Origin of the sequence: Nocardia nepalensis, assembly GCF_048910785.1 — a bacterium.
In the GTDB taxonomy this organism is placed as follows: domain Bacteria; phylum Actinomycetota; class Actinomycetes; order Mycobacteriales; family Mycobacteriaceae; genus Nocardia; species Nocardia nepalensis.
Genome location: NZ_JBKBET010000031.1, coordinates 739,077 through 760,465, shown reverse-complemented (window position 1 = coordinate 760,465; position 21,389 = coordinate 739,077). Strand labels below are relative to the sequence as shown.

Below are 21,389 nucleotides of genomic sequence, written 5' to 3'. Positions count from 1 at the left end.
ACAACCGCGCTCGGCGACCGAGGACGGTGCGAGGGTGAACCAGGTCGTCGACGTACCCGGTTTGGTGTCGGAACTGCGTGCGGCACAACCGGAATGGGAGAGACTGGGCGTCGAGGCCCGGACCCGCTGGCTGCGGCGCTACGCCGAATGGCTGCTGGACAACCAAGAGCGGATCGTGGCGGCGCTCGCCGCCGACACCGGGAAACCGACGGTGGAAGCACGGATCGAGTTCACGGTCCCGGTCGATCTGATCAAATACTCCGCGCGGCATGCACGCGGGTGGTTGCGCCCCGGGCATCCGGCGCCGCCGAACCTGCTCAACGCGATGAAGCAGGCGACGGTGACACATCGGCCATATCCGGTCGTCGCAGTGATCACGCCCTGGAACTTTCCGCTCGGATTGTCACTGTGCGATGCGATTCCGGCTTTGCTGGCCGGCGCTGCGGTGGTGGTGAAACCCGCCTCGGCGACACCGCGCAGCGTGATCGCGGCGATCCAGGGGTGGGCCGAGATCGGCGCGCCCCCGGTGTTCAGGGTCCTGCACGGTCCCGGCTCCAGCGGCGCGGCCCTGGTGGAGCAGGCCGACTTTGTGCAGTTCACCGGTTCGACCGAAGTCGGTATCCGGATCGCGGAGCGTTGTGCACAGCGTTTGGTGCCCTGCGGACTCGAATTGGGCGGCAAGGACGCGGCCATTGTGCTCGCCGACGCCGATCTGGACCTGGCCGTGCGCGGAATCGCGTGGGGCGCACTGGCCAACGCTGGTCAGATGTGCACCTCGGTGGAACGGGTCTACGTGGAGTCGGCGGTGTATCCGCGGTTCGTGGAACGGCTCTCCGCCCATGTCGGGGCGCTGCGCCGCGGCGCGGATGTGGCTCCGCTGGTGACCACCGATCAGTTCGACCTGGTCCGTGCGCATCTCGTCGACGCGTTGGCCGCGGGCGCGCGGGTCGCGGTCGGCGGGAACACCGATCGCGACGCGAAGTGGGTGCAGCCGACCGTGCTGACCGGGGTCGATCACACCATGGCGGTGGTGTGCGAGGAGACTTTCGGACCACTCATCCCCGTGATCGAGGTCGCCGACGCGGACGAGGCTGTCGCCCTGGCCAATTCGTCGCGATTCGGCCTGTCGGCGAGCGTGTGGACCCGTGACACCCGCCGTGGCCGTGCGATCGCTGCGCGTTTGGACGCGGGCTCGGTCAATATCAACGACTCGCACGCGAACGTCTTCTTCTTCGCGGCGCCCATGGACGGCTGGAAGCAGTCCGGGCTCGGCGGGCGCTTCGGCGGGGCGGACTCGGTACTGCGCTACTGCCGCCCGCAGACCGTTACCGCTCCCCGCGCGCCAATTCCCTACCAGCGATATCTGCTGTGGTTCCCATACACCCCTAGCGGCACCGTGGTCCTCGGACGGATCATGCGCGCGCTGGCCGCGACCGGACGACGGAGGTGGGGCTGGTGACCCGCACGACCTTGCCCAGCGGGGTGCGCGACCTCGTGGAGAAGGTGGCTGCGGCGGCCGTGCTGCATCGCGCGGGTGTCGTGGACCTCACCCGTCCCGACCGTCTGCGGCGGCTGGCCGCCGACAACCGGACCTACGGGCCGCAGGCCGCCTTGATCATGAAGGCGGCCCTGGAACGACCCGATGCAGTCGCCGTCGTGGACGAGCGGGGTGCACTGACCTACCGGGAACTCGACGAACAGTCGAACGCCTTGGCGTCCATGCTGACCGCGGCGGGCCTGCTACCAGGCTCGGTAATCGCTGTGCTGGCGCGTGATCACCGCGGCCTGCTACTCGCGATCAGCGCGGCCGGGCGGGCCGGACTGCGGCTGGCCATGATGAACACCGGCTTCGCCAAACCCCAGTTCCTGGACGTGGCGCGCCGGGAGCAGGTCCGGGCGGTACTGCACGACAGCGAATTCACCGAACTGCTCGACGAATTGCCGCTGCCTCGCTTCCTCACCTGGGTCGACCAGGGGCACCAGCTACCCGTGGCCGCGGAGACCATCGAGGACCTGATCGCCCGCGGCGACCGACGCCGGCCGCCGCCGCCCCCTCGGCCCGGCGGATTCGTCATCCTCACCAGCGGCACCACCGGACCGCCGAAAGGCGCTCCGCGCACCAAGGTTTCACCGCTGCTGAGCGCTACGTTCGTCGATCGGATCCCATTCCCGCGTGGCGGCAGCGCGATCATCGCCTCACCGCTGTTCCACAGCACCGGGTTCGGCATGTGGACGGTGAACACCGCGCTCGGCAACGCCGCGATCACCATGCGCCGCTTCGACGCCGAGGCGACGCTGTCCGCGGTCGCCACACACCGGGCCGAGATGCTGGTGCTGGTGCCGACCATGCTCAACCGCATCCTTGCCCTCGGTCCGGAAACGCTCGGCCGCTACGACTCGAGCTCGCTGCGCGCGATCGTTGTCGCGGGCTCCGCACTCGATCCGGACCTGGCGATCCGCGCTCTCGACGCGTTCGGCGATGTCCTGTACAACCTGTATGGCTCGACCGAGGTGGCCATCGCTGCCGTCGCGCAGCCGTTGGAGTTGCGCCTGGCGCCAGGCACCGTCGGGCGTCCGCCGGTCACCACCGACGTCGTTCTGCTCGACGACGCCGACCGGCGCGTCGACGGTCCCAACACCATCGGCCGGGTCTTCGTCCGCAGCGGAGCGCCTTTCGAGGGTTACACCGACGGTCGCCGCAAACAGGTGGTGGACGGCTACATGTCCACCGGCGATGTCGGCCACATCGACGAATACGGGCTGCTGTTCATCGACGGCCGCGATGACGACATGATCGTGTCCGGCGGCGAGAACGTCTACCCCCTCGAAGTCGAGAACCTGCTGGCCGGGTTGCCGGAAGTGACCGAGGCGGCGGTGGTCGGGGTCAACGACGCCGACTTCGGGAAACGATTGCGCGCCGTCATCGTTCGCGCGCCCGCCGCAGTCCTCGACGAGGCCGCGGTCAAGGCCCACGTAAAGGCCAACCTCGCCCGCTACAAGGTGCCACGAGACGTGATCTTCGTCGACGAACTACCCCGAAATGCCACCGGTAAGGTGCAGCGCCGCACCCTCGAGGAGCTTGATCTCACATGACAACTCAGTACCCATCATCGAGCGCCCCGGCGCCCTCGGTTGCCATCATCGGCTGTGGCTTCGGCGGACTCGGTGCGGCGATCGAACTCGAGCGCCACGGCATCACCGACTACATCGTCTTCGAGAAGGGCGACGGGGTCGGGGGAGTGTGGCGGGCCAACCATTACCCGGGCGCCGCCTGTGACGTGCCGTCGTCGACCTACTCGTACTCCTTCGAGCTGGAGTCCGAGTGGTCACGGCGCTTCGGATCGCAGCACGAGATCAAGGCATACCTGGAGCGGTGCGCGGTCAAATACGGTGTCGCACCGAAGATCCGGTCGAATACCGAAGTGACCGCCGCCCGCTTCGACGAGGCGACCGGACGCTGGCGAGTGACGCTCGCCGGTAGCGAGGAGCACTGCTACGACGCCTTGATCTGCGCGACCGGACAGCTTTCACGGCCGAAGGTTCCGGCGTTTCCGGGCCTGGATACCTTCGCGGGCAGCCAGTTTCATTCGGCCGAATGGGACGACACCGTGGATCTGCGGGGCAAACGCGTCGCAGTGGTCGGTAGTGGCGCCAGTGCGGTACAGCTAGTGCCGGCCATCGCCGACCGGGTCGCGGAACTGCATGTGATCCAGCGGTCTCCGAACTGGATCGGCAACAAATGGAACTACCGCACCGCGGCGTGGATCCGGCGGATGATGCGGGTAGTGCCGGGACTGTCCCGCGCGCAGCACAACCTGGAATGGCTCTGGTACGAGTCGCGAGTTCCGATGATCCACAACTGGTTCGACCCGATGCGGGCGGTACTGCACGCGTGGCTGCGATTCAAGATCCGCCGCGAGATCTCTGATCCGACCCTGCGCCGGAAAGTGACCCCCGATTACAAGGTGCTCTGCAACCGCATTCTGCTGTCCAACGACTGGTACCCGGCACTGGATCGCTCCCACGTGTCGGTGCACGCCGAAGCCGTCACCCAAGTGACGCCCTCAGGTCTGGTGCTGTCCGACGGAACTGCCGTCGACGCCGACGTGATCGTGTGGTGTACGGGGTTTACCGCCACCGAGTACCTCGCCCCGATCGATATCACCGGCCGTGACGGGCGCAAGCTGCACACCGAGTGGAAGGCTGGGCCTGAGGCATATCTGGGGATTTCGGTGTCGGGGTACCCGAATCTGTTCATGGTCTACGGCCCTAACACCGGCTCGATCACGAATACGATCATCTTCCTGTTGGAGAAGCAGGCTCGGTATGCGCGCCAGGCCCTCGAAATCAGTGCGCGTACGGGCCGCTGGCTCGACGTTCGCCGTGAAGTCCAGGACGAATTCAATCAGGACCTGCAACGCCGATTGGCCGCAACGGTATTCACCAGCGGATGCCCGGGCTGGTATCACACCGAGGCCGGAAAGGTCGTCGCCGTCTGGCCCGGATCGCATATTGCCTATGCCCGCGCCACTGCCCGTGTCGATCTGGCGGCCTACGAGCTTGGTGGCCGGGTCATTTCGGAGGCACGGATATGAGAGTGCACGCCTGCGCGCGGGTCGCGTTGCCGCGGTCGCTGGTATGGGAGGTGCTCGCTGACCACGAGGGCATGTCCGGCTGGCTGCCGGGCATCGTCGCCAAGCTCGAGCGCCCGGGGCAATTCGAAGCCAACGGGATCGGTGCTGTGCGTAGCATCGGGATTCCCGGCGTAGCGGTACGCGAAGAGATCATCGGTCATGTGCCGCGGCGCTGGCTGGCGTACAAGGCGGTGTCCGGAATCCCGCTGCGGAGCTACTGCGGCGAAGTGCTGCTGTCCGGGGACAACCACCACACCACTGTTACCTGGACGCTTGGCTGCGAAAACCGTTCATGGGTTATCGAGTTCGCGCTGCGGCGACTGGCCCATGTACTGGTCCTTTCACTGGTCCGCGCGGCTCGGCGGCAGCATAAGCGCGAGCGGCTGAAAACGGGATGAGTTCTCCGGGATAGCTGCGCCCCTGACAACTTCATACGGCACCGCTGAACAACGACGTTCGGGCTGTTGCGGTCATTAGATCGAAGATATCGCCGAAACACTCTAGGGGACTGAGTGGAACGTCAGCGCTCGAACGCGCCTGTCAAAAGTCTGCATCTATTCGACGCCGGCTGGTTGTGGCTGGAGTCCGACACAAATCTCATGCATGCCTCGGTGCTCGCGGTGTGCCGCGAGCCCGAAGGGTGCGAGGAAGGGTACGTCAGTCGTCTTGTGGCGGGATTGCGGTCTCACCAGGACCCCGCACCGCCGTACGACCTGCGGTTGAAATCCACAGGTCGCGGCCGGATCTGGCCGCACTGGGAGTCCGTCGACCGGATCGACACCCGCTATCACGTGCGGCACACCCAGGTTCCGGACGGGACTGGCCTGCTCGATGTCGTGTCCCGACTACAAGGGATCCAGCTAGACCGGTCAACGCCGCTGTGGACCGTCCACATCATCGACGGGTTCCAAGACGGTCACTTCGCGGTACTCGGCAAACTGCACCACTCGATTGCCGATGGCATGACCGGAGCTGAACTGCTGCAGCGGTGGTTCTCGACGGATCCGAGCGAAACGGCCAAACCGCCGGTCTGGGCGAAACAGCTGCCGGGATCGAGGTACGCGCCAGTCGGCAATCGGACACAGGGGGCCGCCGAATGGTCCCGGTCTTGGCTGAGCCGGGCAGCGCGCAGGGTGGTGTCATCGAGTCGAACTCTGCGCGTGGTGCCGTCGGTAGTGCGCGCAACGCGGATCTCTGCCGCAGACCCTGCGACCCGGACTCGGACCAGCCCCAGGACCGTGCTCAATTCCGTCATCACCGCCGAACGCCGGGTCGCCATCAGGTCCTTCGACCTCGAGGAATTCCGGGCTATATCCCGGGCCGCCGGTGGCACGGTCAACGACGTGCTGCTCGCGGCCTGCTCCGGCGCATTGCGCCGCTATCTCAGCGAGTCGGACGCTCTTCCGAAAGCCTCATTGGTGACCAATATCCCGATCTCGATCAGGTACACCGCCCGATACGGGGGAGTGGGCAATGCCATCACCTGGGCACGCATCGCACTCGGCACCGACCGGGCCGACCCCGGCCAGCGGCTGGCCTCTATAGTCAGGGCGACGGCGAAGGCGAAGGGGCAGCTCTCGCTGCTCCGCGGCGCGGCACTAACCGGCTACACCCTGTTAGTCACACTCCCGATCCTAGTCGAGCATCTGCTGCGGCTCGGTGGCCGTACTCGGCCGCTGTTCAACGTGCCGGTCTCCAATGTGCCCGGGCCCGCAGAACCGTTGTACCTCAATGGATCGCAGGTTATGAGCCTGCACGCCATGACCGTCCTCTACAACGGCCAGGGACTCAATGTGGTGTGCCTGTCCTACGGCGGGCGACTCGAACTGTCTTTCACCGCGTGTCCGGCCGCTGTCCCGGACGTTGACCGGCTGGCCGCCCTGTACGACGAATCGGTCGCGGAACTCCGCCGCTGCCACCTGCCCCACCGAGAGGGATAACTATGTCGATCTCTTTGTCCGGTCGCGTCGTCGCGGTCACGGGCGGATCCCGAGGGATCGGGTACGCAATCGCCAAAGCGTTCCGCGACAGCGGTGCCGAGGTCGCCATCGGTGCTCTCGGCGAGCGTCAATTACACACCGCTGCAACGCAACTCGGACTACGCTGCTCAGCTCGGCTCGACGTCGCCGACCCGCTGTCGGTCCGAGCTTTCCTTGGCACCGTGACCCGTGAACTCGGGCCCATCGATGTCCTTGTCAATAACGCCGGAATCATGCCCATCGGTGCTCTACTCGATGAGGACGACGGGCTTACCAAGCGCACGCTCGAAACTGACGTCCTCGGACTGATCCTCGGCACCAAACGCGCTCTCGAACTGATGATTCCGCGTGGCACCGGCCATATCGTCAACATCTGCTCGGTCATGGGCCAAACGGCGCTGCCCGGCATGGCGACCTACAACGCAGCCAAGGCTGCCGCTGTCACTTTCACCGACGCCGCTCGCCTCGAACACCGTCACACCGGAATCCGCATCTCTACCATCCTTCCCGGCGGCGTCACCACCGACCTTGTTGCGGGTCTGGACACTACGGTGTCGCTCCCACTTCCGCTGACTACCCGCCGCCTTCCACTGATCAAGGAGGTCCGCCCCGCCGACGTCGCCCGTGCAGTCGTGACAACAGTGGCCCGCGATAAATCGGCCCCCCGCATATACGTTCCAGCAATTGCGGGCACATTCCTTGCAGCCCAACGATTCCTGCCTCGACGAGTCAACGAGAACCTGAACCTGAAACTGGGCGGGGAAAACGCCCGCAACGCCGACCACACGGCCCGAGCCGACTACCACGGCCGCATTACCGCTGAGCATGAAATCAAGCCGCCGATGCTACTGCCGACAAGACCTCCTGGTGACAGATAGCGTGACCAAGTAGATATGGCGATCGGTCATACCTGACGGTCTGTAGGACCATCGTGCTAGACGCGACATTCATCGAACATAGGTTCGAACCGAGCGGTATTATTGATGGGTGACCACCCGTCTGCTCTACACCGTCGACGGCAAAGTCGTACCGCCCGATCAGCTCGTCCGCACCGAGCGCGGATGGGTCGAGCCCGCGCCCGTGCGCTGTCCGGCGGGCCATATCCTCGGCCCCAACAGAGTCTTCGTCGGCTGGACCCCATGCGTCGCGCCCGGTCGGAGTGGGCACCGAACCCACGCCTGCCGATGCAACGCCGTGGTCTACACCCCGCCGCTCGACCGCAGGTGCTCTTGCCGGACAGGGACCGAAGCCGTGGGAGTGGAAGGCACTCTAAGGCGGTCGCACTTGAGCGCGGGCTGGGGCGGTTGAACCGGCGTTAGTCGGTCACGTAGCGCAGCATCACCACCTTGTCGAAGTGCTTCGTCTCGACCAGCCGGAGCTGGATTCGCTTGTCCAGCAACGGGAAGAACGGTGTGCCGCCGCCGACGATCATCGGATACAGGAACAGCCAGTCCTCGTCGATGAGCCCGTGCGGCATCAGCGAGGCCGCGATTTCCGCGCCGCCGACCTCCATCACGCCGTCGCCTGCGGCCTTCAGCTGGCGGACCTCCTCGACCGCGTTCTCACTGGCCAGGGTGCTGTTCCAGTGGACCTCGGTGAGCGTCCTGGAGAAGACGACCTTGGGCTTGTCCGTCCAGAGCCGGCCGAACTCGCGCGCGATGCGCGGCGCGTCCTCGGTTGCGCGGTGGGCATGACCGCGACGGACGGCCCTCATCCGCATTGCCGGATGAGGGCCGTCTAGTCAGTGAGGTGGCTGGTTCACGCCACGGCTCACTGGGCAGGCGCCAGTACCGGGCTGTTGTGATAGGCGGCGATCAGCCACTGGCCGTCGCGCTTCTCGAGGACCCAGGTCGCGTTCACCTTGCGCTCGTCGGCGGGAACTTCGGTCTCGCCGGCGAACAGGATGGCGGATTCGCTGATAACGATCGCGGCATCCTTGCCGACCAAGCGGATGCTGAGCTGCTTGTTGTAGGTCGAGCTGCCCGCGAGCGGCCCCTCGAAGGCCAGTGCCATGTTCTGGCGGATCACCTCACGGCTGTCGCGGAGCGAGCCGGTCATGATGGCGGTCGCGTCCGCGGTGTAGTTGGCGACCATGGCGTCGGCGTCGCCCGCCGCCCATGCCTTGTAGGAATCAGCCAGCACGGCCTGGATTGCGGCCTCGTCTGCGGCACGATCGTTCGACATCGGAGTCTCCCTTGTTGATCGGCTCGCCAGCAGTGTTCCGGCGAGCTCGGGAATACATACCGGCGGTGGCGTCCGAACTCATCCCGCCCGCTGAAAGAAATTCTCGGATCTACGCGTCGAGTCGGGCCGCCAGGCCGAAAGCCGCGAAAATCTCAGGATCCTGGAACACCGAATTCCGGCTGATGCCCTCGGCGGTGACGGTGAAGATCTGGAGCGTGTGCAGTTCGTACCGGCCATCGACGCGCTGATAGGCGGCGAATCCGGGTTGCCCGCCGTTGGCGGCGACCTGCTCGAGAAGCCAGTCCTTCCCGGCCGCCTCGAAGACCCATTCCATGAACAGGCCGTAGTTGCTGCGGCCGGAGAACCAGTTGAGCATCGGCGGCATCTCCATGATGACGTCCTCGGTGAGCAGACGCTTGAGGCCCTCGACGTCGGCGTGCACGAACGCCCGCATGTATCGCTCGACCCAGACGCGCTGCTCTGCCGTGGACGGCTCGCTGACCCGTTCGGGACCGACCCCGATCCCCTTCAGGCGGGCGCGTGCCCGCTGCAGGGAGCTGTTCACCGATACGACGGTGGTGCCGAGAATTTCCGCCGTCTCAGCCGCGGAGAAGCTGAGCACCTCACGCAGGATCAACGCACCGCGCTGCCGCGCCGACAGGTGCTGCAGGGCGGAGGCGAATGCCAAGCGCAGGCTGCTGTGATCGATCACGGTCCCGGACGGATCGCCGGTGTCCAGCAACGAATCCGGTAAGGGCTGCAGCCAGGCGGCGTGCTCTCCCCGCACGAGCGGCCCGAGCGGATCGGTCGCGGACACCAGTCCCGATGGCAGCGGTCGGCCGCCGCGAGTCTGCAGAGCGGTCAGGCAGACGTTGGTCGCGATCCGGTAGAGCCAGGTACGCAGTGAGCTGCGCGTATCGTCGTACTGCTCCCGCGCCCGCCACGCCCTCAGATACGTGTCCTGGACCAGGTCCTCTGCGTCGTGCGCCGAGCCCAACATCCGGTAGCAGTACGCCAGCAGCTCCGTCCGGAACGGTTCGATCCGACGATCGAAGCCTTCTTCCCTCGTCATCACGCCTCATCTCCACTGCCGCCACAAGCACCATACCGGCGACCGCATTGATCATCCGCTGTGGACGGATCGACCACCACGCGGGTCGTCAACAGCCTGGCCACGGCCAACCTCCTGGCCGTCCGCTTTTGCCGCGGGGCGCGCGGCTTGTATCGGCCAGGCGGTCGGCCCCGAAGATCAACGGGCCGACCGTTTTTGATCTCCGCTCTCGCGTGATTTGCCAGACCGACCGGTCCGCGACGCGCGCCGCGAGTGCGCGATCATGCCGGTGTGCGCGTGTTTTCAGGTCCGGCTTCGCTACAGGTGGCTCATGTAGTTTCCGTAACGACCCTCGAGAGCATCTTTTGCTGCGGCCGCGACGATCTGGCGGCTGTCTTGTGCACAGCGGCTCAGAAAAGCCTGCACGCGAGGCCCGGACCAACCGGCCGCTGCGACCGCTGGCCAGTACGGCAGGGCCTTATGGTTGAGATCGTGGAAATGGGCTTCGGCGTAGTCGAGGACGCCGTTCACCGCAGTATCGGGGAGGTGCAGGCGCAGCGTCGCTACCGCGCGCACTGCGCCGTCAGCAAGAAGTTCGACGTCCTGTTGAAGACACCATAGGAGAGGCTCCGGGTCGGTATCGTCCGCACGACCAAGGCGGACAATAGCGTCTCCAAGTGCGCAGTTGACTGCTGTCGCGGAGCGAGGTTGCAGCGCAAGCCTTTTCAATTGTTCGACGTCGGCTCGGCTGCCTGTCATCCCCAGTGCCATGACCAATTGGTACTGGGTCTCCCAGGTACGCTTGTCGAGCACCTCACGTTCAAGGGCCGTGCGGACCTCGACTGCTGTAGTCGGGTCGGCGAGCGCGCGCAGCCGTTTGGCGCCTCGTCGTCGCCGCGCCGACAGCGAGTCTGTCAGGAGCCCCAATGCCTCATCTCGCGTCAGCGTCATCAGGTTCTTCCTACCGTTTCCAAGGTCGTCGATCGAAGCACATAGTTGCACGCCCATACGACAGGAACACTGCTTATGCGAACCACCACGGACGAATGCACGCTCATGCCGCGGAGCGCGCGTTGGTCGGCCGTCCAAATGTGTTGGTCGACACGGCTTCTCAACGCGTGCAAATGCCGAATTGAGTGTGTTCAGTCAGCCGGTGACGACGCGTTTGGATCCGGCGAGTAGGGCCGCAAGCTCACGACTGATGTCGGGTATCTACCGCTATATCCGCGTACAGTTGCTACCTTGGCCGGACACCGCTTCCCAGCGCCTTGCAACCCAAACCACTGCTGAGACACGGCCTAGCAGCGTTCATACTGACGCGCGTAGGGCTGCGACTCCGGTGGAACATGCCGCCAGGATGGCTGGCAACCGCCGACGAAGACCGCGAAAACGGGGACGTTGCGGTCTCCGATCGTGTAGTCGACCACGGCACCGGGCTGGGCCAAGTAGGGAAGATGCCGTTCGGCGAGTTGTGTTGCCTGCGCAGCGGTGAATTGCTTTCCGACAGGAGGGTATATCGCGACGTCCAGGGTGCGGTCTGCTTTGCCGGGCGGGTCGTATACGGAAATCTCGACGAAGAATGGGGTGGGTTGATCGGTCAGGAACCACTCCCACATGTCGAGTTCACCATTGAACGGGAAGCGGGGCCGGCTGGACGGAGGAGGGATTGGCGGCCGGAGTTGAGCCACCCGGGTTCCAGGATCGAGCGATTCTTCAACCCGCTCTCCACAGGAACGGTGGCCACCGTCCAATGGTTGGGCGCCAGTTCGGGAAAGTCCTGGATGATTCGGCGCATCGCCGCGGTGGCACGGTGGGGTTCCGCCTCGGAGCCCGCTCCTACGCTGATGGCGTTGCTCATCTTGTCTACGTCGAAGCCGCGTGACCTCCAGCCCACCTGTGTGCCGGGGGCCGAGACTCTCACCCAGGTGTGTGCCGAGTTCGCTTCCCTGCTCACGTCCCGACCGAACCGCCAATCCGCAGAATAAGAACCCGTCATCCGGTCGATGTTGACCTCGGTGTAGTCGCCTTGGTAGCGCGGCGGAAGCTGCTGGGCGCCCATGGCACGCACCACAGACGCGGCCTCGTCCGGTGTGGCGCCATCCTCCAGGCGCGCGAAGAGTCGGGATGCGTACGTGCGGGACTTGCCCTCGTAGTCGAACCAATGTGACGCATCGACCACCCCGGGAAGAGCCGCGATGGCAGTTTCGATCACGCGTGACCAGCTGTCACGCTCGGTCTGGTCGGGTCCTCGTGTCGGAAGAGTACATCCTGTCAGCAGGACTGCGGCCATCATCAATATGACGGTCGGGGTGGTGAAGCGCATAACGTTTCATTCTGGCGTCCGGAGTGCCAGGCGAAGTTAGCGGATTTCGGTCATGACGTTGGTCAGATCATTGCCAGCGACACTGCCAACCCGACCCGGCGCGGTCACGGCGGCGGCGATACCACGAACTCGCCACCACCCACCGAGCCGGATTCGTCCTGGCCCGCGTCGTCGAATGGCTCGAAATATCGGGAGACACGCCCCAACGGCCGCGGCCGCTAGAGCAGGGCCCCGCGGCGTCGAGGAGCTGGCCCGTGACCCAGCCCCACAGTCGGCCCGCCGCCACAGGATCCAACCACGCGGCGGGCCCACTCATGCCATCGCACTGTAATGCCGCCTACCGCGCTGAGCGAAGCCGCCACGTCGTGGTAGCCGGCGGGCCAGACCGGTTGCGGCTCAGAACATCCGGTGGTGCCGATCAGCGGATCTCGACCACCACTTTGCCCAGGGCGCGTCCCGCGCCGACGTAGGCCAGCGCGTTCGCGGTCTCGTCGAGGGGGAAACTGCGGTCGATGTGGATACCGATCCGTCCCGCGACACACGACTCCGCGAGAGGTGTGAAGTGCGCGGGCCCTTCCTTCACCGCGAGGACCCCGAGCCCGCGGCCGGTCACCATTCCGGCGACCACTCCGACCGTCGTCAACCGCAGCAACGCGCGCGTGGTGCCGCCGACGCAGCGGTACCGGCCGCCACGCGCGACCGACCTGCGATAGGCGAAGACCGACCGGTGGGCGACGAGGTCGAGTACCCGGTCGTAGGGTCCGGTTCGAGTGAAGTCCTCAGCGAGATAGTCGATGACCTCGTCGGCGCCGAGCGTGCGCATGAACGCCAGTTTGGCGGCGTTGTCCACCCCGGTCACATGAGCCCCGGCACTCTTGGCCAACTGGATCGCAAACGCTCCGGACCCGCCGCCCGCTCCGTTGATCAACACCGACATACCGGCTGCGATGCCGGCCGTGCCCTGCAGTGCTATCGCCCCCGCCTGTGGCAGGGTTGACGCCTCGGCGAAGCTCAGCGACGCCGGTTTGTGGGCCAGCGCCGATTCAGGAACCACGGCATATTCCGCGAACCCGCCCTTGAGCATGAGATTGTCGCCGTAGACCTCGTCACCCGGTGCGAACAGTGTGACCTCGGAGCCGACGACTTCGACCCGTCCGGCGATATCGGATCCGAGAACCGGGCGTCTGGGTGCCCGGAGCCCGCCGATGCGCGAATACAGCGGCGTCCCCCGCAGCGTCTCCCAGTCGGAGAGGTTGATCGACGTCGCGTGCACCTGGACGAGCACCTGTTTCGGCCCTGGGGAGGGCGCTGGGACCTCCGCGATCGACAGCACCTCGGGGCCGCCGTAGCGGTCATACACGACGGCCCTCATGCGATTCCAGCATGGAGGATCGAGCGACAGCCTGACACACGACAAACTCTAGTCGGCGGGCCGCCCCGCGACCGGCGAACTGTGCGTCGGCATTCGGCGCTACTCGCCGAACCCTCTCCCGCACACCAGCAACGTCCTGTATTACCGCGTGACGCGCGGGTCCGACAGGCCACGCGGAACACCCACGCACCATCGGTGAAACCGAATGAGAATCAACAACTCTGGCAGAATCACCGCTGGTCAACAAGTGTGCTCCCCGCGCACGCGGGGATGATCCCGGGATTGCGGCCTGTTCACGCCGGAACGTCTCGTGCTCCCCCGCGCACGCGGGGATGATCCGCCGCGCGGTCGGTATGTCGGTCACCCAGGGATGGGCTCCCCGCGCATGCGGGGAGAGGTGAAGCCACTGCTGATCGGGACAGGTGCGTGCAACCGTGCCGCCAAAATCGTTCGTACACTACAGGATTCGTTGTCCAGCGATGGATGTGCATCTTACAATGCAGTGAGGGCCGCCCAGGCGGTCCTGTAGCACTGGTGTCAGGGGGTTCACGGTGTCACCGCGATCGGATCTGCGCTCGCTGTTCAGCCCGGGACGCGATGGCGTGGACGCGCAGGACGTTTTCGCCAATCGCCATGATGAGTGGCGGGCGACGACCGACAGTCTGCTGGCGCACTGGGCCGTGGTGCGAGCGCCGGGGTTCAGTGTGGAGGATTTCGCCACTCCGCGCCGCAATGTGCTCGTCTTCTACGGTGTCGGCGGCATCGGGAAAACCACTCTGTCCAAGCGGCTGGAAACGCACCTGACGATTGGTTCGGAGTCCGTGGGCTCGGAATGGGGGCCGGTTCCTGCGGAGGTCGGCCGCGTGCTGCCGATCCGGATCGATCTGTCGCGGCAGGGCGGAGTCCAGTTCGAGGATGTCCTCCTGGCCATGCGGTTGGCGGTGGCGCGGGTTGGGCATCCGATGCGGGCGTTCGATCTTGCGTTGCGGCGGTATTGGGAGGTCAATCATCCTGGTGAGCCGTTGGAGGGATATCTGCGCCGCAACGGATTTCTGCGCCGGGCAGGTGATGTGACCGATCTTCGGGAGCAGATGCGTTCGGTCGCTGAGGATGTCGTTCAGGCGTTGACGTTGCCGACCGTGGCCGGGGTGGCCGCGACCACCGCGGTGCGTGAAATCGTGCGGGCGTTGCGGCAGCGACGCAGTGCCGTGCGGGCTTTGGCGCGCTGCACCAGGTTGGCCGACCTGTTGGAAGCCGATCAGGATGCGGAGACTCTGAGCTATTTCCCGCATCTGCTCGCTTGGGATTTGGCGCAGGTGCCGGTCGATCGCTCTGGTGTGCTGGTGGTCCTGTTGGACACGTTCGAAGAGGTCGGGGACCGCAGCCATCGAGACCTCGAGCGGCTGTTCCAACGGATGGTGTGGCTTATGCCCAACGCCCTGTTCATCGTCACCGGCCGCAACCGGCTGCAGTGGGACGACCCCTCGCTGGAGGGACAACTCGACCAGGCCGGGCCGTTCCCGTGGCCGCAGCTCACACCGGCGGCGTCAGCGGATCCCCGCCAGCATCTGGTCGGTTTCTTGTCCGACGACGACCGGGAGCGCTATCTGCGCACCCGGCTGACCCGCAACTACGAACCAGTTATCCCGCCACAGGTGCGCTCCGAGATCGCTTCTCGCTCTTACGGTCTGCCGCTTTTCCTCGACCTGGCCGTGATGCGGTTCCTCGACATCCTCAACCGCACCGGCACTGTGCCGGGACCAGGTGAATTCGATCATGACTTTCCGGCATTGGTTGCTCGGATCGTGCGGGACCTGACCCCAGGAGAACGCACGGTCCTGCGGACGGTCACCCTGCTGGACTCGTTCACCGTCGACCTGGCCACCGCCGCGGCCGGACTGGACAGCGACGCCTCTGCGCTCAACCTCGTCGAAAGACCGTTCGTCGGTAACGATCCCGCCGCGCCGTGGCCGTATCGGCTGCACGATCTGATCAGGTCCGCGGTCCGCGAAGCCGACGCGACCAGCGAAGACCGCTGGTCACCGAGCGACTGGCGGCGCGCGGCGCAACGCACCCTCGACGCGGTAGGCACCCAGATGCCCGCGCCGGGCGGCTACCAACATCGACGCCAGCTGATGGGGTGTCTGACACAGGGACTACGGATCGCCCGCGACTTCCAACTCGAACCAGGCTGGATCGTCGACGCCGCGTGGCGGTACGTGATCGAGTCGGTCTGGGAGCCCATCGACATCCCAGATCCCCGCACTCGAACCGACGACGAGCCCGACACCCCTTGCGCCGCAGTCGCGTTGGCTCGGGTCCTGCATTCGGTGTCCCGGGGGCAACGCGCACACCGCCAAGACACTGCCGACGAACTCCAAGCCGTTCTGAGCCTCGGCGTCCTGCCGGAATCCGCCGAAGATATCGCGCACTATTTCCTGGGTGAAAGCCTGCGCCATCTCGGACACTACGAAGCCTCGGCCGAGCACATGAGCCATGTCGCGGCCGGGCACAGTCCGATGGCAGGCGAAGCGCGCCGCGGACTCGCCCACATCGCCCGACACCTCGGAGACTTCCCGACCGCCCTCGACACCATCGAGGCACTCGACCACGACACGCATTACTACCGGGCACTCGGCCACCTGTGGTGGACACAAGGCGATCTCGCGCTGTCATGCTCCACCTACGGCACCGCACGCGAACTAGCGCTCGCCGACCACAACCCCGGACATGCCGCGCTCGCCCAGGCCGGGCTCGCGTTCGCCGCGGCCCTCGGTGACCGCACTCGTGCCGACCAGCAGATCGAGCTGGCCCGCGGTCTGCTCGAGAACGTCAAGCAGAACTGGTCGGAAACACAGGTCCGCACCGCCCACCTGCTGCGAGACGCGGGCTCGGACGCACACGTGCCCGCCCGCGCCAGAGAACTCGAACACGACGCCGCCGAGGCCGGCCTCGGGTCCGCGCTCGCATACATCCGGTTCGCCCGCTGCTTCCACCACGCTCTACGCGCAGAAAACGACCAACTCCACATAGCCCGCGATCAGCTCCAACTCAGTGTCGATCACGGCGAATACGCATACCTCGTCGAAATCACCCACTTCTTCGACGGCACCGAACCCGACCCGGACCTGCAGCGCGCGAACTGGATCGACGGACCCGACACCGTGGTAGCCCGATGGCAGAGACTGATCGCCGAACGACGCGCCGCACTCGGCTACGAACCCAATACCCAACCACCCCAACGGAGTTAGACTCGCGCAGATGACCGTCGACCTCGACGCCCCCTTCTCCGATACCACAGCCCGCCGCGCCCTCCAACTAGCCGGTACCCGCCTTGGTGTAGCCACCGACGACGCACGGCTGATCCGGATGGGCGAGAACGCCATCTACGCGCTCCCGCACGTCGATGTCGTCGCCCGCATCGCCCGCAGCGAGCAACGCCGGGCGCGCGTGGAGAAGGAGCTGGCCGTTGCACGGTGGCTCGCCCGACACGACTTCCCAGCCGTCCGGGTAGCCGAGCAATTCGAACAGCTCATCCCCGCCGACGGCCGCCTGATCACGTTCTGGCAGCTGGTCGACATCGCCGGCGAACCGACCGAGGTCGAGCTGGCTGCCCTGCTTCGTGACTTCCACACCCTGCCCGAACCTGGGTTTGCGCTACCGACATTCGACCCGTTCAGCGCCGTGCCGGCTCGGTTGGCCAATCCTGGGAACGCTGATCCCGCCGCGGTCGAGTTCCTCACCGAGCTCTACCACACACTCCGAACCCGTTATACGGAACTGGAACTCACCACCGCGCACACGGTGATCCACGGAGACGCGCACATAGACAACGTCATTCCCACTCCTTCGGGCCCGATACTGTCGGACTTCGAAGCCGTCGCCCGTGGTCCCCGGGAGTGGGATCTGACCACCGTCGCCATGACCGTCGACCGATTCGGTCTGCCCCACACCATCTATCAGGCATTCGCCGACACCTACGGCTACGACGTCACCGGCATCCCCGGGTATCCCGTCCTATGCGCTGTCCGAGAACTCACCATGGTCACCTGGCTCATGCAGATCATCGACGTCAGCCCACGACACGCTCAGGAGTTCACCCACCGCGTCGACTCCCTGCGCAGCGGCGACCAACAACAGCGATGGCACATCTTCTAAGCCCCCGGCGACGCGAGGGAACAGTTTGCAGCCAGCGGTCCAACTGGTCGCGATTCCGGTGTCCCCCCGGCACACGGGGATGATCCCGCTACGGACGCTGGTGCTGGTCGACCTTGCCCGCGCTCCCCGCGCACGCGGGATGACTCCGCCGGGGAACGATCAGCGACGGTGCTGATGCACCCGAAGGCGATCTCGCAACCCACCAAATCATGAATTGCAGGTAGTTGGTTGTCAGCGGCCAGTTGGAACTCCCCACTGGCGGCCAGTTAGCGGAGGAGCATCTGGCCGTGAACGGTTTTCTGTCAGCTAACGATTCGCGGCTGGGTTGAACACCGCTCGGGCAGTTCCCTTCCAGGCTGCTGGATATAGTCATTTCAAGTGAGCAGTAGCCGATGACCGCGCACGCCCTGGCCAATTTGTAGATCGCGATCTCCGTCGACCGTTCTGGTGGCAGCGTTCACGCGAACGCCTGCGATCTACGTATGGGTCAGCACGGCACCCGTGAGATCGCGGCCTCGCAGATCCGATTCCCAGAGCGACGTCATTTCCATGCGCACACCCCGAAGGTCTTCTGCTCGGCCATCGGAACAGAGCCGCCGCGGTCCACCAACGAACCACCTACTGGATTCTCCGTGGTGGGTTCCGTGGTCGGCACGGATGGCACCGGGGTGGCCCGTTCCTATCGTTATGGACATGGAAATCACCACGAAGACCAGCACCGACATCACCATCGAACTCGAAGTCGCCGACCCCCGAGCCGCCGCCGCGATCTACGAGTCCGCCTTCGGGCTCGGTGACCGGATCGGGTTCCGCGCCTCGCAGACACCCAGCACCGGATTCCGCGGATTCCTGCTGTCGCTGGTCGTCTCCCAGCCCTCCACGGTCGACAGCCTCGTCATCACCGCCGTCGCAGCCGGGTTCACCATCGTCAAACCGGCCAAGAAGAGTCTGTGGGGATACGGCGCGGTCCTGCAAGCACCCGAAGGCACGATCTGGAAGGTTGATACCTCCAATAAGAAGGACGTCGGGCCGTTCACTCGCGAGATCGACAACCTGGTATTGCTGCTCGGCGTGGCAGATGTCAAGGCCAGCAAGCAGTTCTACGTCGATCGCGGGTTCACGGTCGCGAAGAGCTTCGGCGGCAAGTACGCCGAGTTCGCCAACCCGGGTTCGCCGGTGACCCTGGCGATGTATCCGCGCAAGGCCGCCGCCAAGGACGCCGGGATGTCGCCGGAAGGCAGCGGATCGCACCGCATCGTGATGGACAGCGGCATTGGTTCGTTCACCGACCCGGACGGGTTCATGTGGGACGCCACGGCCTGAGCCCACAAGTTGACCAGCGGCAGAACAACAGGAGACGGCTCATGAAGTTTCGGACCCACGTCGAACCGCCCGAGCCCATGCGGGGCCTGGAAGTGCCGCCCGAGGTGGTGGCCGCGCTCGGCGAGGGCGCGCGGCCACCGGTGACGATCACGATCAACGGGCATTCCTGGAAGAGCCGGGTCGCCCTCATGCGCGGCCGCTACCTGCTCGGCCTCAGCAACGCCAACCGGCAGGCCGCGGGTGTCGAGATCGGCGAGGAAATCGAGGTCGAGGTCGAACTCGACACCCAGCCTCGTGTCGTCGTCGAACCGCCGGACTTCGCCGAAGCTCTGGACGCCGACCCCGTCGCCCGCGCCGCGTACGACAACCTTGCCTACAGCCGCAAGCGCGAGCACGTGCACGCCATCGAGAGCGCGAAGAAGCCCGACACGCGTCAACGGCGCATCGAGAAGGCCATCGCCACCTTGCGGGGCTGAAATTCGGTAGCGATACTCCGCCGACTGGCTACACGGGTCAGAGGAACGCCACCAGTGCCAGTAACCGTACTAACTGGCCGTCCTTGGGGAATTCGTGCTGGCCGCTGACAGCTGTCGTTGTGTCTCGCACTCGTGACGTGACGACCGCACGGAACTCCACTTTTACTCCACATTTTCAGCCGAATTCGGCAGAATCCGATGCGGCACAGCATGATTCGACAGAAGATAGCTACAAGCTATTCACGCTGGTAGAAGTATGTAAGCGAAGATGATCGCAGAGAGCCGAATCCTGTTGTGCCAGAAGCAGAAGTTCTACCATTGGACTTCTATCGGCCAGCCCCGAACGGGAGTGATGATGGGGCATGATCTCGCACACCGTCATTCCCACGCCGCACGGTGCCACGTTCTATGGCGGGCGTCCCCAGTGCTCAGCGGTGGTGTGGCGATCAACGAGCTGGACGCAGATGTCTGGCCGTCGGTAAGGCGGCTACACAAGAGATTCCGCCGCGCGCTCCGCAAGCTGCTGCGGGACCGAAGAATTCGCGACCAGGCCGACCGTCTCGAGTTGTCCGCTGCCAGCACCGGTTGCGGCCTGCCGGACTGACAGGCACGGTTCATGAAACGCAAGCTCCGAACGAAACCAGTTTCGTTCGGAGCTTGCTCCTTACGCGCCCGACCGCTTCTTACTTGGCCGCCACGGCCGACCAGCCGTAATACGTCGCGGATCCACCCGCAGCCACCGTTGCAGTGGGTTCACCGCTGCAATCCTTGGATGCGTACACCAGGAAATTGCGCTTACTACGGTTCTCGAAGCGAATGTCACGCGGGAAGCCACTAGCCCAGCACGAGTCCAGGTCGCTCAGCTCCAGTTGGCCGTCGATGATCACCACTTCCCGGCTGTCCCCACCCCCCGCTGAGCCGGGGATGGGGAAGGCGGAGGCAGCGGGAGCCGCGACGGACACTGCAGCGACAACGAGAGCGCCTGCGACAGAGCACATTCCAGTTTTCACCAGTTGATGCTACAAGCTACCGACTCCCTGCCCGCCACTGCCCGAACTGCCGCTCTGCCACCGCTGCCGCCGGATCGCCAACTGACTGTGATGGAAGGGGTTTTCGGAAATATTCTGAGGTCGTTGCACACCGCTGCCCTGGAACTGATTGGATTGCACAGTGATTGCTGCGTCTGTGCAGAGTTTGACCGAGGCGACGGTGGATTGAGCCTGTGAGCGAGCGGTCGCCCCACGGTTGTCGCTCAGGTGGTCACCATTTACTCTCTATTTCATCCGAATACGACCGAAATCGCTCGAACGCCAACGCATTCCAGGTTCTCGCCCTCTTGGAATATTCGTGCAGCTGAACCGGTGAAATCGAACATAGCCGAATCCGGTCGAATCGGCTGGTGAGCCGTAGACTGCGAATCCATTGGTAGCGGGTTCGGGGATCGACTCTTGTCGCCAAGCGACGAAGCGATGTCGAACATCCGCCCAGTCTGCACGGGGGATCGCACGTGAGTCGAGGACTGTGTCCTGACCACGTCAGTTCGGTCCGTGGCGTTGGCAGCACTTCATCTCTGAGTTGTGTGCTGAGAGTGAGACTTTCGCTTCTTTGTGGGAGCGTAATGATGTTGCGGTTCCGGCGAGTCGGACCAAGCAGATCCGTAATTTGGCGGTGGGGGAGTTGGAGATGTTCTTGACGAGTATGTCTTTGCCTTCGCTTCCGCATGCGTGGATGCAGATCTATACCCCGGTCGATGAGGTGGCGTGGGTGAAGTTGCGTGAGTTGTTGGCGATGGGTGAGGAGCAGCGGCTAGGTCCGTGGGTCGAGCATCGCGAGCAGTTTCATGCTGCGGCGGGGTAGCGGGCGCCTTGTTGCGTGGGCTGCGGTGGACC

The 21,389-nt window shown here is 65.1% G+C and carries 17 protein-coding genes and 2 pseudogenes; 11 read left to right on the top strand and 8 right to left on the bottom strand.

Annotated features, from left to right (window positions below):
- Nucleotides 1–34 precede the first annotated feature (34 nt).
- From ACHQ4I_RS28325 to ACHQ4I_RS28300, 6 genes are all read left to right on the top strand, one after another.
- Complete coding sequence (locus ACHQ4I_RS28325; RefSeq protein ID WP_420774894.1) at nt 35–1,459, top strand: aldehyde dehydrogenase family protein; 1,425 nt, start codon at nt 35–37, stop codon at nt 1,457–1,459.
- Nucleotides 1,456–3,093 (top strand): acyl-CoA synthetase, encoded by a 1,638-nt coding sequence (locus ACHQ4I_RS28320; RefSeq protein ID WP_420774893.1) that lies wholly within the window; start codon nt 1,456–1,458, stop codon nt 3,091–3,093. Before ACHQ4I_RS28325 ends, ACHQ4I_RS28320 begins: the two co-directional genes overlap by 4 nt.
- Nucleotides 3,090–4,595 (top strand): flavin-containing monooxygenase, encoded by a 1,506-nt coding sequence (locus tag ACHQ4I_RS28315; RefSeq protein WP_420774892.1) that lies wholly within the window; start codon nt 3,090–3,092, stop codon nt 4,593–4,595. The genes ACHQ4I_RS28320 and ACHQ4I_RS28315 overlap by 4 nt, the downstream gene beginning before the upstream one ends.
- The gene (locus ACHQ4I_RS28310) at nt 4,592–5,032 is read left to right on the top strand and encodes an SRPBCC family protein (RefSeq protein ID WP_420774891.1); all 441 of its coding nucleotides are present in this window, start codon (nt 4,592–4,594) and stop codon (nt 5,030–5,032) included. The genes ACHQ4I_RS28315 and ACHQ4I_RS28310 overlap by 4 nt, the downstream gene beginning before the upstream one ends.
- A gap of 114 nt (nt 5,033–5,146) precedes the next feature.
- Nucleotides 5,147–6,574, top strand: coding sequence for a wax ester/triacylglycerol synthase family O-acyltransferase (locus ACHQ4I_RS28305; RefSeq protein ID WP_420774890.1), 1,428 nt, complete (start codon nt 5,147–5,149; stop codon nt 6,572–6,574).
- A gap of 2 nt (nt 6,575–6,576) precedes the next feature.
- Nucleotides 6,577–7,491, top strand: a complete 915-nt coding sequence (locus ACHQ4I_RS28300) for an SDR family NAD(P)-dependent oxidoreductase (protein WP_420774889.1) — start codon at nt 6,577–6,579, stop codon at nt 7,489–7,491.
- Nucleotides 7,492–7,928: 437 nt separating this feature from the next.
- On the opposite strand, the pseudogene ACHQ4I_RS28295 reads toward ACHQ4I_RS28300, so the two are convergent.
- The 7 genes and pseudogenes from ACHQ4I_RS28295 to ACHQ4I_RS28265 all read right to left on the bottom strand — a co-directional run.
- Nucleotides 7,929–8,288 (bottom strand): annotated as a pseudogene (locus tag ACHQ4I_RS28295) (dihydrofolate reductase family protein); the annotation flags it as partial.
- 95 nt (nt 8,289–8,383) lie between these two features.
- Nucleotides 8,384–8,797, bottom strand: a complete 414-nt coding sequence (locus ACHQ4I_RS28290) for an SgcJ/EcaC family oxidoreductase (protein WP_420774888.1) — start codon at nt 8,795–8,797, stop codon at nt 8,384–8,386.
- Nucleotides 8,798–8,906: 109 nt separating this feature from the next.
- A complete protein-coding gene (locus tag ACHQ4I_RS28285; protein ID WP_420774887.1) occupies nt 8,907–9,869 on the bottom strand; it encodes an RNA polymerase subunit sigma-70 in 963 nt (320 codons plus the stop codon).
- Between the two features lie 297 nt (nt 9,870–10,166).
- The gene (locus tag ACHQ4I_RS28280; RefSeq protein ID WP_420774886.1) at nt 10,167–10,799 is read right to left on the bottom strand and encodes a hypothetical protein; all 633 of its coding nucleotides are present in this window, start codon (nt 10,797–10,799) and stop codon (nt 10,167–10,169) included.
- A gap of 347 nt (nt 10,800–11,146) precedes the next feature.
- Nucleotides 11,147–11,464, bottom strand: coding sequence for a hypothetical protein (locus tag ACHQ4I_RS28275; RefSeq protein ID WP_420774885.1), 318 nt, complete (start codon nt 11,462–11,464; stop codon nt 11,147–11,149).
- Nucleotides 11,446–12,171 (bottom strand): hypothetical protein, encoded by a 726-nt coding sequence (locus tag ACHQ4I_RS28270; protein WP_420774884.1) that lies wholly within the window; start codon nt 12,169–12,171, stop codon nt 11,446–11,448. The genes ACHQ4I_RS28275 and ACHQ4I_RS28270 overlap by 19 nt, the downstream gene beginning before the upstream one ends.
- 418 nt (nt 12,172–12,589) lie before the next feature.
- A complete protein-coding gene (locus ACHQ4I_RS28265) occupies nt 12,590–13,543 on the bottom strand; it encodes an NAD(P)-dependent alcohol dehydrogenase (RefSeq protein WP_420774883.1) in 954 nt (317 codons plus the stop codon).
- Between the two features lie 551 nt (nt 13,544–14,094).
- Between ACHQ4I_RS28265 and ACHQ4I_RS28260 the strand changes: the two genes are divergently transcribed.
- From ACHQ4I_RS28260 to ACHQ4I_RS28245, 4 genes are all read left to right on the top strand, one after another.
- On the top strand, nt 14,095–16,794 hold the full coding sequence (locus ACHQ4I_RS28260; protein WP_420774882.1) for a hypothetical protein: 2,700 nt from the start codon (nt 14,095–14,097) through the stop codon (nt 16,792–16,794).
- A 10-nt stretch (nt 16,795–16,804) separates the two neighbouring features.
- Nucleotides 16,805–17,701 (top strand): phosphotransferase family protein, encoded by an 897-nt coding sequence (locus tag ACHQ4I_RS28255; RefSeq protein WP_420774881.1) that lies wholly within the window; start codon nt 16,805–16,807, stop codon nt 17,699–17,701.
- Between the two features lie 693 nt (nt 17,702–18,394).
- A complete protein-coding gene (locus tag ACHQ4I_RS28250; protein WP_420774880.1) occupies nt 18,395–19,024 on the top strand; it encodes a VOC family protein in 630 nt (209 codons plus the stop codon).
- A gap of 41 nt (nt 19,025–19,065) precedes the next feature.
- The gene (locus ACHQ4I_RS28245) at nt 19,066–19,500 is read left to right on the top strand and encodes a YdeI/OmpD-associated family protein (protein ID WP_420774879.1); all 435 of its coding nucleotides are present in this window, start codon (nt 19,066–19,068) and stop codon (nt 19,498–19,500) included.
- A gap of 683 nt (nt 19,501–20,183) precedes the next feature.
- Here ACHQ4I_RS28245 and ACHQ4I_RS28240 read toward each other — a convergent pair.
- Nucleotides 20,184–20,390 (bottom strand): hypothetical protein, encoded by a 207-nt coding sequence (locus tag ACHQ4I_RS28240; protein ID WP_420774878.1) that lies wholly within the window; start codon nt 20,388–20,390, stop codon nt 20,184–20,186.
- 673 nt (nt 20,391–21,063) lie between these two features.
- Between ACHQ4I_RS28240 and ACHQ4I_RS28235 the strand changes: the two are divergent.
- Nucleotides 21,064–21,357 (top strand): annotated as a pseudogene (locus ACHQ4I_RS28235) (MmyB family transcriptional regulator); the annotation flags it as partial.
- Between the last annotated feature and the right edge of the window lie 32 nt (nt 21,358–21,389).